Raw genomic sequence first — 17,579 nt, forward strand, 5'->3', positions numbered from 1 at the left:
GGTTAGATGTGTTTTATTATTTTTTTAATATCAACGCTTCCTATAGGTTTTGCAGGTACACCAGCAAGAGCAACGTTTTCTTGCTCACAAGACTTATTAACTACAGCATTAGCGCCTATAGCGATATTGTTAGCGATTTTAATATTTCCATAAATTTTTGCTCCTGGTGCTATATATACATTGTCTCCGATTTGTGGCGCACCACTTTCTCCACCCGAAGCTCCAATATTAACACAAGCGTGCATTCTGCAATTGCTACCGATCTTTGCATTTCGGTTAATTACAATTGTACCATAATGAACTATAGATAAGCCTGGACCAAATACATTGATTGGTATAGAGAAGCCTAGTTTTAACGATACATTTTTAAATCTATATCTTAGGTATAAGATATAAAGTTTATTTATACTTTTATTTTTACAATTGGTATAATATTCGAGTTTTCGCATGGTTTTTTGAAACTTCCATATATGGTTAGGGGATAGGTAGCTCATAAACTTACCTGCTATACCAACTGGTTTTATACCAAGCGCTTTCTTATCTTGATTTAAATAATGGTAATATTCTGTTTTAGAACTTATCATGTTTCTATAAGTTTTTCCTCTTCTTGTTCTTCTCCGTTATCCAATTTATATATTTGATATTGTATCCACATCGCTGCAAATGTCATATAATAGAATGTGAAAAAATTATGATTGGCTAGCAAAAATACAGCTAGTGAAATAGTTTGCATTATAAGATGGGGTGCAGGTTTAAAGTATATAAAACTCTTAAAAAAGAGTCGCGCTATGTATACTAAGAAGAGTAGAAATGGTATTATACCAGCTTCTCCAATGATCATTAAATATGTATTATGTACTCCCATAGAATTAATTTTTCCTGAGAACGTCCCATAACCATTGCCAACTATAGGGGCTTCTAGTATCTGGTCATAAAATTTTGCCCATGTTTCGGTTCTTGAGTCTTCACTGATTTCTTCACTAGACACCTTATTTTCACTACTAACAATATTTTTTAGTTGTTCAAACCTTGGGTTATTTAGTCCTACAACCTGATCAATAAATAAAAGTGTTGAGAATATTAAAAAAGCGATGCCGAAAATTCTAATATTTTTAATACTAACTTTTAATGAGATGATGTTTAGTAATAGCCATATGACAATAAATGTTCTAGAAAATGTCAATAACCCCATTAAAGTAAAAACAAATTGTCCAAATAATTTTAGTGTACCGTTCTTTAATCCATATATGGAAGAATAACCATAAATACATATAAATCCAGCTACATTGGCATTAAGATAAAACCCTGCATACCTTCCATAATCATTTGTAAACGACATGGCTTCAACACCAACACTTAACGCACCAATTATAAAGAATGCATATAATTCTGTAATACTTACGTGCTTAGTTAACTCGTAACCAGCAATGACAAAAATGAAATACTTAATGAGTTCCATCATAAATACCATTGGAGCACCGTAGAACTGTAAGCTGCCTATAATAAAATATAGTAGCGCTATAACTATAATCCACCAATTTGGTGTCGTCTTTTTTTCTAAGGCATAATAAACTGCAAGCATAAAAATAGTACCATAGCTTAGCATTCCGCCTACACCACCACCATATGCAAAGAGCCCAATTGATGGCAAATTGAATATAACCAGTGCTAATGTTATGTACTTTATAATTTTCATATAGATATGCCCATATTTGGCTCTTATACTAGATTTGTTTTTATATGTTTATTAATTAATGCTTCCCATTGTGCTACTACTTTTTCACTCATATATTGTTCTGTGGTTTGCTTTGCATTTTCTGAGAATTTAGTTTGTAAATCTTTATTATGTATCAGTTCTGATAATTTTGTTGTTAATGCTTTTTGATCATTTACAGGAATTAAAAAACCATTTTCACCGTCGTTTATTAAATCTGATGGTCCAAAATTACAATCTGTTGAAACACAAGGTAAACCAAAATGCATAGCTTCTAAGAGAGCATTAGGAAATCCTTCAGTCTTTGATGTAAATACAAAAAGGGAGGCTTCATTATAATATCTATCAATATCTTTTACTTTCGAAATAATTTCGACATTTTCTGATAGATTATATGTTTTGATAAGATCAGTTAATTCTTGTTTTTTACTACCGTCTCCAATTATCTTTACCTTCCAATCATTTGAATTTATTGTATAAAAAGCTGTGATTAATTCGTCATGGCATTTGTTTTTGTCAAGTCGTCCTACAGATAGAATTATCTTTTCCTTTTTTATGCTGTTGTTCCGTAATTTGGATAAACCTGATGAAATAGGATTAGGTAAAATAGCAATTTTGTCAGGCTTTATTTTCTTTTCATATAGTTTTTTAATACCATTAGTTTGAAGTACCAATATGCTAGCTTTAGGGTAAACTAAACCTCTGAGTATTTCCCATAGTTTTGGAACATCTTCAACTAAGGGATTGTTACGTTCACTTATAATAGATGGAATGCCATTTAATCTTGAAGCAAGTACTGTTAAGATATTCGCAGAAGTAATAAAACCAATAAGAATATCAATTTCTTCTTGCTTAGAAATTTTTGAAATACGTTTTACCAAGCCATAATTCAACTTTAGAGAATCGAATGCGGATTTTGGTTTATTAACTTTTTCTCTGCAAGGAATTACTTTAATTCTATTATCTAAAGCATAAAAAGGTGTAGATTTTGCAAATGTAATTATGGTAATGTCAAACCTTTCAATAAGCGAATTACTTAGTGTAGATATTACACGTTCAGCACCACCAGATGATAATGTACCAATAACAAACCCTATTTTCTTTTTATGGCTCATCTTAATGTTATCTACTAATTTTTTTAGTTATTAAATCTTTCATTCTATAAGCAAATACTTTAAAACCTTTTATAAATATAAACATTAGTGTGCCATAGGTTATAGTAACTATAGTTGTTATTATGCTGGCATAAACAATCCAGTTTAAAAAATTCGATGATTCTCTATCATAAACAAAGTATTGGGCAATAAAACTTACTACAAATGCAGAAACACAGAAGACTATGCCTAATGGTAATACACCTTGCCAATATAGCCATACACTTTTTTTAAACCCGTTCTTGTAAAGAAAATAGGGTTTCCAAATAACTACCATTAAAATAAGACTAACTAGTGTGCCAAGTATAATACCATCTATTCCCCAAAAACTCCCACAGATTAGTGAGATCGCCAAATTTAGAATAGCTTCAGTAGCTGCAGCCCATGTATCTGAATATAAACCGTAAGCATTTTTAAATCGCTCTACTGTAGAACTAATTTGAAAGATAAAAAAATTGACCACCATTAATAATAATGTTGTTTTTGCCAAAATATAATCTTCACCCAGCCAAAGCATTATAAAGGGTTCCATGGTGAAGTATATAATTAGTCCAAAAAAGCCGGCAATAAAGAATTGTACAGCCATAAGCTCCCAAAATACTTTTTTAATATTCTGCTGATTATCTTCTGCAATTAAGTTGCCAACTGCAGAACCTGTACCAGCAAATGCCATTTTTACTAAACCTCCAAGTTTGGTAAAAATAAGTTGATAGTTTCCAAAAAATGCTACACTTTCTAAACTTACCAAAGCAAATACTAGAATATTGTCTGTTCCATTTTTCACAAAAGAACCCATTTTGTGGACAAATACTTGTTTTATTTTTTTGATAATATCTGGATACTCTTTAATGATTTCTGCTTTCCCAGTAGAATTAATAATAAGCCATGGATATTCTTTTTTTATTTTTTGTCTTACCACAATACTGTATATAATACTGAAGATTAGCTCAAGAATGATATAGATATAGAAATCCTTTAGATATATAGCGACAAATGCCTGTAGTATAACTCGGACAATATTTAAAGTCTGAAAATAACCTTGTATAATATAACCTTTTTGATCTGCTCCAAGTAAACTTTGATGATAGTTGACAAAGTAGCTAAGTAATGTTGAGGATAGAAGCGTGTAAAACACAAAATATATTAAAACCAACGTAAAGGACGTATCATTAAAAATTAAAGGAAAAAAAAGTGATACAATTATTCCTATACCAATAATAAAATAACCTATTCGCTTATAAAGTACACCAAGTAAGGCAATAATCTTGTTAATCTCGCTATGATTTTCATCAAAAATGGGTTTGTATAACGTGAAGCCAATAGCAGTGCCAATACCAAGCTCAGCCAAATTGAGAAACCCTAAAACACTTCTTAAAGTAGTCTCTAAACCTATAAATTCATCACCAAGATTATCTAAAAACAACTTCCTAGAGAAAAACTGAACGAAAATAGAGGCAATGAAAAAGAAGACTCCTACTTTTGCGTTTTTTAAAGATTTCTTTACTCTAGACATCTACTAGTATTTTGCTGTTATATAGCATTACAGGTTTGCAAGAATATAAATTTTACATGATCAATAAAATGGCTATTCTTTTCTAATTTTAAAAACATAACTTACTTACAATCAGATATTAAAATTAATATCATTTTTAGATTGTTCATCATTCCAGAAATATCAGTAATGTAGGTTTAGGGAATTTAGTTTTATTATAGACATCTAATGTATTAGATATCCGTTGAAAACTATTTTTAGAATATATTTAATCTTAGTTGGTGCTTAATCGATTTTCATAGCTACTAAGAGTTAAATAATTCTTTTGATTCCATAGGTCATAAATAGTGATAAATCTAGTAAATTTGGTTAATGGCAAAGATTATAAAACCTATGCATATCAAATATTTTTTTTGATAAAAAACAGTATTTCACGTCTAACATCAATAAATGCGATTAAAAGTAGATATTTTGCGTTCAATGAAAAAACTTTTATGTAATGATTTCCCTTTTTTTAAGGGAAATATGCCGTTGTACTGTATTATTTTATGCTTTCCGCTTTTTTCGTTAGGGCAAAGTATTAAAGTGTCGGCATATGGCTTTAATGCTAGTGACAATAAAAAATTCGTTTATGAGGCTATTAGAAATAATGATACAATTATTATTGATAAACAGAATAGTGAATGGCTGGTATCACCTTTAAAGTTTAGAAACTTAGAAAACAAGACTATTATTTTTGAAAAAGGTGTTGTTTTTAGAGCCAAACCGAATGCTTTTGTAGCTACTAGTGATTGTTTACTAAAGTTTGTTAACTGCAAGAACATAAATGTTATAGGTAATGGCGCTTTACTTACCATGAATAAAGAAGAGTATATTGATGGAGAATGGCGGATGGGACTCAGTTTTATGGGATGCAAAAATGTTTTGGTTAACAATTTAACTATAGCCAATTCTGGAGGAGATGGTATATATATTGATGGGTATAAATCATTACATTATTCTGAAAACATCAGAATTAATAATGTTATCTCTACTAACAACAAACGACAAGGTATAAGTATTATTAGTGCAAAAGACGTTTGGGTGAAAAATTCGGTATTTACAAAAACAAAAGGAACATTACCAGAAGCAGGTTTAGATATTGAACCCGATAAAGAAACAGATGTAGTAATCAATGTTAATTTTGAGCATTGTGCTTTTACAAATAATTATCATTCGGGTATTGTATTGGGTTTAGATAACCTAACTGATAAATCAGAACCTGTTAGTATAAATTTCATCAATTGTTATTTAAGCATGAATCACGATATTTCTAATCGTTATCCAAAAGCAGAAATCGTTATATCTTCACGTCCTTACAATGCTGTAAAAGGTGAAGTAACGTTTAATAATATCACTGTAGATGGAAGTAATTGGGGTTTAATTTATTCAAGAAAACCAAGTAATGCCTATAATGTCACATTTAAAAACCTTAGCGCTATTAATATATGTCAGCAAAAAGACGATATGAGTGCTATCTATTTAGAAGTGCCAGATTATTTTAAATCTTCTGGACCTATAGGTGGGTTTTCTTTTGAAAATGCTTATGTAAAATTCGATTCTAAATCAGCTTTTTTTACAATTAGAGGTTCTAGTTTAGGGACGCTAAATGGTGTTAAAGATATAACAGGGCATGTTATTCTTGAGGCCCCAAACCTGACAGAATTTAAGCAATATATAAAGTACAATCCCAATAAGAATGCAAACTTTAGTATTAACTATACCTTAAAAAATTAAGAGTCTACAAGTTGCTATTTAAAACCAAACTCTTCATACCATTTACTTAACACAAAAAGCTTCCATATATTTGGTGTATGTTTAGCTTTTCCGCTCATGTGTTCATTTAAAAGGGTCTTGAATTTTTCTACATTTAGATTAGGAACCTTATTAAGAAAGTCATCATTAAGAGCATTTATAAATTCTTCTCTTAACTCATTTCGCATCCAGTTACCTATAGGTACTGCAAAACCTCTTTTGGGTTGGTTAAAAACCTCTTCAGGAATATATTCTTTAAGTAAATCTCTTAATATTTTTTTCTGCCTTCCTTTTTCATATCTAAAATGCATTGGAAGCGTTCTGGCATATTCTACAACTCTATAATCTAAAAATGGGCTTCTAACTTCAACTGAATAAGCCATACTGGCTCTATCAACTTTAACGTTACTATCATTCTCTAGCCAAAGTTTTATATTTAAGTCTGCAGCTTTTTGTAAAAATATATCAGACCATTTTTTATAGCCTTGATAATGTTTCATCCATTTTTGGTTCTTTTTCTTTAATAATAAACCTTTTCTGGAAAAAATATTTTCGATAAAATCGTTTCTGGTTTTTGTCCCCAGAGCATTTCGTACCCTATGCGAGTTGATGCCAAAAAGTTTTAATAATGATGGATGTGATAATAATTTCCTTATAGGATAAGGGATGTCTATAATCTTTTTGTTTCTAACCAAAGAATCAAAATATGGATAACCTATAAAACTTTCATCACCACCATCTCCAGATAATGCTACTGTTACATATTGTTTTGTCACTTTATTTAGTAATAATGATGGCAATGCAGAGCTGTCTGCAAATGGTTCATCGTATACTTCAGTTAGTTTCGGTATTAATTCTAATATATCTTCAGGGCTACATATTGTAGTGGTATGATTAGAATTAATAATTTCTGCATATTGTTCTGCAATTTTACTTTCATCATATTTTGGGTCTTTAAACCCAATCGAAAAGGTATTGATTTTTGTTGGCGAAACTTTTGATGCCATGCTCGAAACCAAAGCAGAATCTATTCCGCCAGATAAAAATGAGCCAATAGGTACATCAGATTGCAATCTTATTTTAACAGCATCAAGCAGTAACTCATGTAGTTCTTTCTTAGCTTTTTCATAAGAGATGTCTTTAACTTTTACATCTTTTAAGTTCCAGTATTCGTTAATTGTTAGCGTATTAGTATTGAAGTCTAATTCCATATAATTGCCAGGAGGTAGCTTGTATATATCTTCAGCTATTGTATAAGGACTAGGAATAAACATACAATCGAGAAATATAGATATTGCTTCATCATTAACCTTTTTTCCTTTTAGCATTGGTCGTATTTGACTACAAATCTCTATATCATTACCGTTCCAATAATAGTAAAATGGTTTAACGCCCATCCTATCTCTTGCTGAAAACAAAGTGTTAGTTGTCTCATCGTAAATACTAAAGGCAAACATTCCATTAGCTTTGTCTAAAATTGACTTACCCCAGTGTTTATAACCTATTAAAAGAACTTCAGTGTCACTTTCCGTCTTAAATTCATAGTGCAGTGCTTTAAGCTCTTTCTTAATATCTAAATAGTTGTAAATTTCACCGTTAAAAACTATAGTTAAGTTTTCGTAAGTCATCGGTTGGTTAGACCTTGGATCCAGATCTAATATAGATAAACGCAAATGACCAAAAGTGAGGTTTTTAATTTTATCTATACCTGTATAATCAGGACCTCTAAATGAAATAGAATCTAATTTTTCCTTTACTATACTTTCTTCGTAAGGAATATTAGTTAAATATATACCACACATGTAGCTAGTTTTTTGTAAAGCAAAGGAATTTTCTTTTAATACCAATATGTTTTTTTTAAAAACCGTTTAAAGTACAAAGTCATCTTATAATATGCTGTATTTTGTTTGTTGCATATGGCAAAGTTATCTGTCTATTTTGTAATAATCTTCTTCAATATGTTAAAGTTTTCATTTCAACGTCTAAAAGCTGTATTTCACCGTATATAAAACAAAAATTGTTGATTATAATATCCTATGTATTAAAAAACTTACAATTAATTGCGTTTTATCGAATTATAAGGTATTTAAACTTTTAAACGGATATTATTTATATATATTGCTGAACTATAATAAAAACTAACTAATAGTTATGAATGCCCCAAAACGTCTAACTAAGATAATACTTGGTATAACTTTTTTTTGTTTAACAACCCTTAATTTATTTGCACAACTCCCTGCTTTTCCTGGAGCCGAAGGCTATGGTAAATATACCATTGGAGGAAGAGGTGGTCAGGTTATTGAGGTTACTAATCTTAATGATAGTGGTCCTGGTTCATTTAGAGCTGCATGTGAAGCTTCAGGACCAAGAGTTGTTATATTTAAGGTAGGTGGAAGAATAGATATCACTGGTCCAACAATTAAAATAACAGACCCTAATATTACCATAGCTGGTCAAACTGCTCCTGGTGGAGGTGTAATGCTAACCAGAGAAACAATTGATAGACCTATCTTAGAAATTGATACAGATGAAGTAATTATTAGGTACATTAGATTTAGACGCTCTACGTCTTATAGAAGTGGTAACAATGCCGATAATGTTTGGGTGAATAGTGGTAACAATATTATTTTTGACCATTGTTCGTTTGCCTGGTCATCAGATGGTAACTTAGATATTGCAAATTATGATGGACAACCAGGTAGACCACCACAAGTAGAACTCTCTAATATTACTATTCAATACTGTATTTTCACTAATTCTTATGGTGGTAATAATAAAACGTTTTTAGTATCTAGAGGTCCAACAAACATTAGTTGGTTTAGAAATGCTTGGTTAAGTACTGCTACGCGTAACCCTTCAGTATCAACACCTGTTAATGAAGCACCTACATGGGATTGTTATTATGAGCATGTTAATAATTTTCATTACGATTACACAAATGGGCCTTCTTATAATAATAATGACCCAAGTGTTGATGCTGGTATTTATTATGTCAATGTAATTAAAAATTGGGCTAAAGAAAATGGAAATCCATCACCAACAATTGCCAATACTAATATTACAAGTAGACGTTGGTTACGTGCATCAACTGTTGGTAATGGTATGGAAATATATGTTGAAGATAATATAACACCATATAGACCAGATGATAGTTACGATCAATGGGAAATTGGACAAAATGGAGGTGGTCAGGCTAATAATGATGTTTTAATTCCAGAAAACTTAAGGAGTTATACTGTAAATAGTACTCCAATAATGACAGATAATGTGCCTTTGTGGGATGCAACTGACATTTGGGATAATTTAAGAACTCATGTTGGAGCATCATTACCAGAAAGGGATGCAGAAGATACCAGAGCTGTTAACGATGTAGATACTGGAGACAGTACAGAAGATAAGGTAAATAACGTTTTTCCTATAATTAGTGGTGGTACACCTTATACTGATACAGATATTGATGGTATGCCAGATTTTTGGGAGACCTCTGAATTTGGTGACTTAAGTAGCGATGGTGTTGTGGATACGGATGGTGATGGTTACACTGATTTAGAGGAATACCTTAATCAATCAGCAAATGGTCAAATTCCAGATGTACCTGCAGAAAGTGTAGAAGTTACTCCAAGTACTGCTACCTTAAATGTACCGGAAACTATAACATTAACAACAACTTTTACACCAAGTAGTACTACAAATCAAAGTGGTACTTGGACTTCAAGTAATCCATCAATAGCTACAGTGACTAATGGTTTAGTAACTTCGATTTCAGAAGGTAATACAACTATTACATTTACGTCTAATGATGGAGGATTTACTGATACTGCAGAAATAACAGTAACAAACATTGTTATTCCTTTAAGTTCTGTAACAATCGATCCAAATGATATTACTATAGAAGTTGGTGAAAATAGTCAGCTTACTACAACTTTTGTTCCTTCGGACACAACAGATACAACAGGTATTTGGACCAGTAGTGATGACTCAGTAGCAACTGTAGATGAGAATGGTAATATTACAGGTATTACTGTAGGTCAAGTAGATATAACTTACACCTCTACTGTTGATGCTGTGACTGATAGTGCAACAGTTACTGTAATAGACACTTTCTATGGAACTTATGAGTTTTATAATGCCAATACTGATGTGATGTTAATGAATATTACTGGAGATACTGATATTAATTTAGCTGGCGAAGGTAACGAAGTTAATTTTAGAAGTATACCAGAAGGTGGAGATCAGAATGCTCAAGTAGAGAGTGTGCGTGTAGACTGGACAGGACCAACATCTGGTACTTGGATAGAGAGTGGACCAATATATGCAGGTTTACCTAATGGACATGTTGGCTTTAATTTTGAGCCTTACGTAGTTGAGCAAGGTACCTATAACTTTACAATAACGTATTTCAGCCAAGATGGAGGTTCTGGTAATGTTGTAGCTACAGATACGTTTGCATTAACGTTTTTTTTCAGCTCAGTACCAGTTGCAAACGCTGGTCCAGATCAAGATATTTGCGAGGGAGAAACAACAACTTTGACTGCTTCTGGTGGTCCAAACTTTTTGTGGAATAACGGTGAAACTATGGCTTCAATAGATGTAAGCCCTACCGTAACAACTACATATACAGTTTCAGTATTTGATGATGAAGGAAATACAGATGAAGATAGTGTGACTATTACAGTAAATGCTATTCCTGTTGCTGATGCTGGTGAAGATCAAACTATTTGCCAAGGCGAAACAATTACCTTAACGGCTTCTGGTGGAGATGCTTACCTATGGAATACTGGAGAGACTACAGCCTCAATAGATGTTAGCCCGACTTCAGATACAATTTATGATGTAGAGGTTATTTCAAATAACTGTTCAAGCACTGATACAGTAACCGTTTCTGTGAGTGAAGCACCTAACCTTACTGTAAGTGATGATGTTGTACTTGTTGAAGGGGAATCTACAACTCTTGGTGTTAGTGGTAGTGATAATTATCTTTGGAGTACCGGAGAAACAACAGCTTTCATTACAGTATCACCAATGGTTACAACTACATATACAGTAACCTCTCTTAGTGCAAATGATTGTTTAACGACAGAAGATATACTAGTAACAGTAATTCCTGAGGTTATTGCAGATGCAGGTACAGATACTACAATTTGTAGTGGTGAAAATGTTACACTAATTGCTAGTGGGGGAACAAATTACCTTTGGGATACAGGAGAAACTACCGCAGAATTAATCGTGAGTCCTACGCTGACAACAACATATACGGTAACTGTAACTGATGATTATGGGTATTCCGATTCTGATAGTGTTACGGTTACGGTTAATGAAACCCCAGATATTACTGTAAGTGAGGATGTCTATATATTAGATGGTGAAACGGTTACACTTACAGCATCAGGAGGAGATAACTATCAATGGAATACTGGTGAAACTTCAGCAAGCATTGTAGTGACACCTGATGAAACTACAACATATACAGTAATTTCTACAGCTGTTGGTGGCTGTGCTGATATAGAACAAGTTACTGTAAATATTATACCAGATGTAGTTGCAGATGCTGGTGAGGATGCTACAATTTGTAGTGGTGAAAGTATTACATTAAATGCTTCGGGTGGTGTATCATATACTTGGGATACAGGAGATAATATATCTAACCCAACGGTTAGCCCATCTGTAACAACTACTTATACAGTAACTGTTGAAGATGCTTTTGGTTATATCGATACTGATAGTGTTACAATTACTGTTAACGAAACACCTAATGTAACTATAAGTAATGATGTTACTATTATAGAAGGGGAGTCCGTTACTCTTAATGCAGATGGAGCCGTAACTTATGAATGGAATACAAGTGAAACAACAAGTGCAATTACGGTTAGTCCTACACAAACGACAACTTACACCGTTACAGGGACATCTAATACATGTTCTGCGCAGGCTCAGGTTACTGTAACTGTAGAACCATTATTTGAAGCTTCAGCAGGAGCAGATGCACGCGTTTGTGAAAATGATAGTTATGAAATTGTCTTAACCGCTACTGAAGGTGATAGTTATTTATGGAATACTGGTGCAACTACACAAAGTATTACAGTAAGTCCAATATCTACATCTACCTACACGGTAACGGTTACTCAAGGAAGTCAGGAAGATACAGATGAAGTAACGGTATATGTAGACCCTAATCCAAATGTTGTAATCACTAACGGTGATAGTATAGATATTATGAGTGGCGATTTTGTCACCTTATCGGCTACTGGTGCTAATACCTATGAGTGGAATAATGGTGCTACGCAACCAAATATTGCTGTTAGTCCTACTGTTACCACAACTTATGAAGTAAGAGGTTATATTGGTGATTGCTATGACGAAAAGCAAGTTACCGTAAACGTTATACCAGATGTTGAAGCTGATGCAGGAGAAGATGTTGATATATGTTTAGGGGAAACAGCAACTTTAACGGCTAGTGGGGGTGATGAATATGTTTGGAGTACTGGTCAAACTACTCAAACCATTCAAGTATCTCCTAATGAAACAACAGAATATACTGTTACAGTGTTTAATGCAGTGGATTTTGATGAAGATACTGTAACTGTATATGTAGATACTGATTGTGAAGAGGATGTTGACCCTGTTGAAGGAGGTGGAGATCCGCTTGACTTTGATTTTTCTGTATTTCCAAATCCTGCTTCTAATTATGTAAATATAAGACTTGAAGGTTCTACAGCACTTTCTAGAATATACCTATACGATATTACAGGTAAGTTAATTCATTCTGAAATTATTTCTAATGAATACCTAAGTACATCTACAACAAGACAAATAGATGTAAGCAAGCTACATCCTGGTATGTACTATATTAAGATGGTGGACGTAAGACAAGAGATTTCTAAAAAATTAATGATTAAATAAAGTTAGTTATTTTTTATAGTGAAAACGGCACTAAAATGTTCAATACTATTGAAACTTTAGTGCCGCTAACTTTTTTATGTATTTTTAAGGAAATTACTGTCCTATAGACGAATATTCAAAGCCTATTTTAATCATTTCTGCTTTATCTAATATATTTCTACCGTCAAAAATAAATGCTGGTTTTTTCATACCAGAATAAATCTTTTCCCAATCGTAGGTTTTGAATTCGTCCCATTCTGTCATTATTGCTATAGCATGCGCATTTTTAACAGCTTTATATGGGTCATTAAAAGTTGTAACGAGCTCTTTGTTTTCAGAATCAGTACGCGTTTGTAAATAGTTTAAATCTGCATATACCTTTTTAGAAGGAACTTTTGGATCGTAAACTGCGATATTTGCTTGTTCACTTAGTAAGTGATCTGCAACATAAATTGCGGCAGACTCACGTGTATCATTGGTGTCCTTTTTAAAAGCCCAGCCAAGCATGGCGATTTTCTTCCCAGAAACCGTATTATATAATGTACTTATTAAGTTATCAGAAAAACGTCTCTTCTGATGATCATTAAGAATAATAACTTGCTCCCAATAATCGGCTACAGCATTTAAACCGTAACTCCTTGCAATGTAAACAAGATTAAGTATATCTTTTTGAAAGCATGAGCCTCCAAAACCAATTGAGGCATTTAAAAACTTAGGGCCAATTCTGGAATCCATTCCAATGGCTCTTGCTACTTCGTTGACATTGGCTTCAGTATGTTCACATAATTCTGAAATAGCATTTATTGATGAAATTCGTTGTGCTAAAAATGCATTGGCCGTTAATTTTGATAATTCTGATGACCAAACATTAGTTCTAAGAATTCTGTCTTGAGAAACCCAACTACCATAAATATTAGCCAAACTTTCGATAGCTGACTCAGATTCTCCACCTATTAATACACGATCCGGATTTAATAAATCTTCGACGGCTGTACCTTCTGCTAAAAATTCTGGATTTGAAAGAATATCAAACTTTACGTCACTTCCAGTATTGTGTAATATACTTTTTATTGCCTGAGCCGTTCTAACTGGTAATGTAGATTTTTCTACTACAATTTTATCGGTAGTTGCAACCTCTGCAATATTTCTTGCGCAAAGTTCAACATACTTTAAATCCGCTGCCATACCTTTACCTTTACCATAGGTTTTCGTAGGTGTATTTACTGAAATAAAAATCATTTCAGATTCGTTGATGGCTTTGTTAATTTCTGTAGAAAAGAATAAGTTTTTTCCTCGAGTTTCTGCAACTATTTCCGCAAGTCCAGGTTCGTAGATAGGTAGTTTTGATACATCTTCATCGTTCCATGCTGCTATTCGTTCTTCGTTAATATCAACTATAGTGACCTGTATATTAGGATTTTTCTTTGCTATTACTGCCATAGTTGGGCCACCAACATAACCAGCACCAATGCAACATATCTTATTTATTTTCATTGTTTTAAGTTTATTTGACTTGGGTTAATTCTTTTTAGGATCACAAATTTGTAAGAAGTATTTGGTTTCTTCTAAATTAATATATCAACGACCTGTTTTAACGATAAACTTCATAGGATTAAAAGAACCAGCATAATCTATCGTTATAATGCGGTAAATTATTTGTAATAATCCTTGTACCAATCTACAAAGGATTTTACACCTTTTTTAATTGATGTATTCGGTCTGTAATCAAAATCTTTAATTAGCTGGTCTACATCTGCCCATGTACGTTCTACATCACCAGGCTGTATGGGAAGCATATTTTTTTCGGCTGTTTTATCTAAATTAAATTCTATCTCTTTAATGAAATCTAACAATTTTACAGAATTATTATTTCCTATATTATATACTTTATATAGCTCTTTATTTTCTACTCTTATGGTAGTTGGCTTTTCTATAATCCTTACTACGCCTTCAACAATATCATCAACATAGGTGAAATCGCGTTCCATTTTACCGTGGTTAAAAACCTTTATAGGTCTATCGTTAACAATAGCATCTGTAAATAAAAACATAGCCATATCTGGCCTTCCCCAAGGGCCATATACTGTAAAAAATCTTAAACCTGTTGTAGGGATGTTAAATAAATGGCTATAAGTATGTGCCATTAATTCATTGCTTTTTTTGGTTGCCGCGTAGAGGCTTATAGGATGATCTACATTGTCGTTTGTTGAGAATGGTATTTTTTCGTTAAGACCATAAACACTTGAGCTACTTGCGTAGACTAGATGTTTTATATTGTTATGTCTACAGCACTCCAGGATGTTTAAAAAGCCAACTAAATTTGAGTCTATATAAGTTTCAGGGTTTTCTAAACTATATCTTACACCAGCTTGAGCGGCCAAGTTGCAAACGCAATCAAAATCTTCATTTTTAAATAACTCTGGAAGTGCGTTCCTGTCTTCGAGATTCATTCTTACAAAAGTGAAATTATTATTTTCACTTTTACAAATCTTATTGAATACTTCAGCATCATTTCTATCTATGCCAAGTTCTTTTAATCTCGAAAACTTTAAGTTTACATCATAATAATCATTGATATTATCTAATCCAACAACATTGTGCCCTTTTTCCAAGAGTACTTTGGCTGTAAAAAAACCAATAAAACCTGCCGCTCCGGTTATTAATACTTTCATATTCTATTATTTATTAATAAAATTTGACATCAAAGATGAAAATTTATATTGAAGCTTCTAAATTTTTATTTTAAAATTTATCGCTTACTTTTTTATATATCCTATTTTTAAAACAGTTGCAAGCGTATCACAGTTCTTTATGGTAAGTTCTATCTCCTGCGCTTTATAACTATTATCTATGTGATAGATTTTGCAGGAGTCTAGTTTTGTTTTACTCTTTGAAAAATCTACACTTCCATATTTCACCAGATTTACAACCGTACTTGAATCTAACGCCTGATGGTTTATAAATGAGGCTGCATCTGTGGAATAGGTAAAAGGCTTAGAACTGATATTTTTTATGGTTCGTGCATTGGGACCATAGTCACAAGATGCGTCCTTTCCATTTAAAAAAAACATAAGGATTATTAGTCCTAAGGAAAAACCACCTAGATAGTAAGCTAAGCGCTGTGTAAATTTCATAACATATAAATTTTGGACAATTGGTATGGGTATTAAAACACCTGCTTGTGAATAGACAGGATATCAGTACTAAAAAATCAATAGATTAGCATCATTATAATCTAGCCCATACCATTCTGCTACTGATTTATTAGTTAAAATACCGTGGTAAAAATACAACCCATTTTTTAATCCTCTATCAAAACGCAATGCATTTTCTAGACCACCATATTCTCCAATCTCCAATAAATATGGTGTAAATATATTACTGATTGACACTGAGGCAGTTCTAGAATATCGTGCGGGAATATTTGGTACACAATAATGGGTAACACCATTGTAATCAAAGGTGGGATGATCGTGTGTGGTGACTTCACTGGTTTCAAAGCAGCCTCCCATATCTATACTAACGTCTATGACAACAGAGCCACGCTTCATGTGGTCTACCATAGTTTCTGTAACTACTATTGGCGAACGATTTGTACCTCTTACAGCTCCGATAGCTACATCACAACGTTTTAATGCCTTAAGAAGATTTTTTGGTTGCATTGTCGAAGTGTATATGGTGCGTCCCAAATTATTCTGAATACAACGCAGTTTAGTAATAGAACTATCAAAAACTTTTACATTAGCTCCAAGGCCAATTGCTGAACGTGCTGCAAATTCACCAACAGTACCTGCACCTAAAATTAAAACCTCCGTAGGTGGCACACCATTAATATTACCCATCATTAAACCATTACCACCATTGACATTAGATAGTATTTCTGAAGCTATTAAAATAGAGGCTGTGCCTGCAATTTCACTTAGTGACCTTACGGCTGGATAAGCACCATCTTCATCTTTAATATACTCAAAAGCTAATGCTGTAATTCGTTTCTTTGCTAATGCTTCAAAATAAGCCTTACTTTGTGTTTTAATCTGTAAGGCTGAGATTAATATGGTTTGAGGATTAATAAGTTTTATCTCATCTAAAGATGGCGGTTCTACCTTAAGAATAATAGGGCAGGAGTACACTTTTGCGGTATCTTTAGATACTTCCGCACCAGCTTCGCTATAGTCTTTGTCTTTAAAATTAGCGCCTTCACCAGCACCAGATTCAAACAAAACACGATGCCCATTGGCTGTTAATGCAGAAACGGCATCTGGTGTTAAGCACACTCTTTTTTCTTGAAAATGGGTCTCTTTAGGAATACCTATAAACAAGTCTCCTTTTTTCTTTAGAATTTCCAAGGTTTCTTCTTGCGGTAACAATTGTGCCTTGGTAAATGGTGATAAAGATTTGCTCATTAAATCAGTTAATTAGTAATGCATCTGCAAGATAGTAAAACACGATATATGAATATAGAATATAATCTTACTTCAAATTACAAATATTTTTTGATTGTATAATAAAATAGGCTAGATATTATCTTAATTTAATATCTAGCCTA

The 17,579-nt window shown here is 32.7% G+C and carries 11 protein-coding genes; 2 read left to right on the forward strand and 9 right to left on the reverse strand.

Annotation, left to right across the window (positions count from 1 at the left end):
• Positions 1–2 precede the first annotated feature (2 nt).
• The 4 genes from Q0912_RS07460 to Q0912_RS07475 are packed head-to-tail and all read right to left on the reverse strand — an operon-like array spanning position 3 to position 4,381.
• Positions 3–584 (reverse strand): serine acetyltransferase, encoded by a 582-nt coding sequence (locus Q0912_RS07460; protein WP_299113618.1) that lies wholly within the window; start codon positions 582–584, stop codon positions 3–5.
• Positions 581–1,696 carry an O-antigen ligase family protein gene (locus Q0912_RS07465; protein WP_299113620.1) on the reverse strand — a complete coding sequence of 372 codons (1,116 nt, stop codon included), beginning with the start codon at positions 1,694–1,696 and terminating at the stop codon, positions 581–583. Before Q0912_RS07465 ends, Q0912_RS07460 begins: the two co-directional genes overlap by 4 nt.
• A gap of 23 nt (positions 1,697–1,719) precedes the next feature.
• A complete protein-coding gene (locus Q0912_RS07470; protein ID WP_299113622.1) occupies positions 1,720–2,829 on the reverse strand; it encodes a glycosyltransferase family 4 protein in 1,110 nt (369 codons plus the stop codon).
• Positions 2,830–2,836: 7 nt separating this feature from the next.
• Complete coding sequence (locus Q0912_RS07475) at positions 2,837–4,381, reverse strand: hypothetical protein (protein WP_299113624.1); 1,545 nt, start codon at positions 4,379–4,381, stop codon at positions 2,837–2,839.
• A 459-nt stretch (positions 4,382–4,840) separates the two neighbouring features.
• Here Q0912_RS07475 and Q0912_RS07480 point away from each other — a divergent pair, with 459 nt between their 5' ends.
• Entirely contained in the window at positions 4,841–6,136 is a 1,296-nt protein-coding gene (locus Q0912_RS07480; RefSeq protein ID WP_299113626.1) for a right-handed parallel beta-helix repeat-containing protein, read from the forward strand.
• Between the two features lie 14 nt (positions 6,137–6,150).
• Here Q0912_RS07480 and asnB read toward each other — a convergent pair whose 3' ends face one another.
• Entirely contained in the window at positions 6,151–7,956 is a 1,806-nt protein-coding gene (asnB, locus tag Q0912_RS07485; RefSeq protein ID WP_299113628.1) for an asparagine synthase (glutamine-hydrolyzing), read from the reverse strand.
• A gap of 349 nt (positions 7,957–8,305) precedes the next feature.
• Here asnB and Q0912_RS07490 point away from each other — a divergent pair, with 349 nt between their 5' ends.
• Positions 8,306–13,054 carry an Ig-like domain-containing protein gene (locus tag Q0912_RS07490; RefSeq protein WP_299113630.1) on the forward strand — a complete coding sequence of 1,583 codons (4,749 nt, stop codon included), beginning with the start codon at positions 8,306–8,308 and terminating at the stop codon, positions 13,052–13,054.
• Positions 13,055–13,147: 93 nt separating this feature from the next.
• Here the strand turns inward: Q0912_RS07490 and Q0912_RS07495 are convergent, their stop codons facing one another.
• From Q0912_RS07495 to Q0912_RS07510, 4 genes are all read right to left on the reverse strand, one after another.
• Positions 13,148–14,527 (reverse strand): nucleotide sugar dehydrogenase, encoded by a 1,380-nt coding sequence (locus tag Q0912_RS07495; RefSeq protein WP_299113632.1) that lies wholly within the window; start codon positions 14,525–14,527, stop codon positions 13,148–13,150.
• Between the two features lie 158 nt (positions 14,528–14,685).
• Positions 14,686–15,705 carry an NAD-dependent epimerase gene (locus Q0912_RS07500; RefSeq protein ID WP_299113634.1) on the reverse strand — a complete coding sequence of 340 codons (1,020 nt, stop codon included), beginning with the start codon at positions 15,703–15,705 and terminating at the stop codon, positions 14,686–14,688.
• 84 nt (positions 15,706–15,789) lie between these two features.
• Positions 15,790–16,167, reverse strand: coding sequence for a hypothetical protein (locus Q0912_RS07505; RefSeq protein ID WP_299113635.1), 378 nt, complete (start codon positions 16,165–16,167; stop codon positions 15,790–15,792).
• Positions 16,168–16,236: 69 nt separating this feature from the next.
• Positions 16,237–17,436 carry an alanine dehydrogenase gene (locus Q0912_RS07510; protein ID WP_299113637.1) on the reverse strand — a complete coding sequence of 400 codons (1,200 nt, stop codon included), beginning with the start codon at positions 17,434–17,436 and terminating at the stop codon, positions 16,237–16,239.
• Positions 17,437–17,579: the final 143 nt, after the last annotated feature.

The organism is uncultured Winogradskyella sp., from assembly GCF_947498345.1.
Classification (GTDB): domain Bacteria; phylum Bacteroidota; class Bacteroidia; order Flavobacteriales; family Flavobacteriaceae; genus Winogradskyella.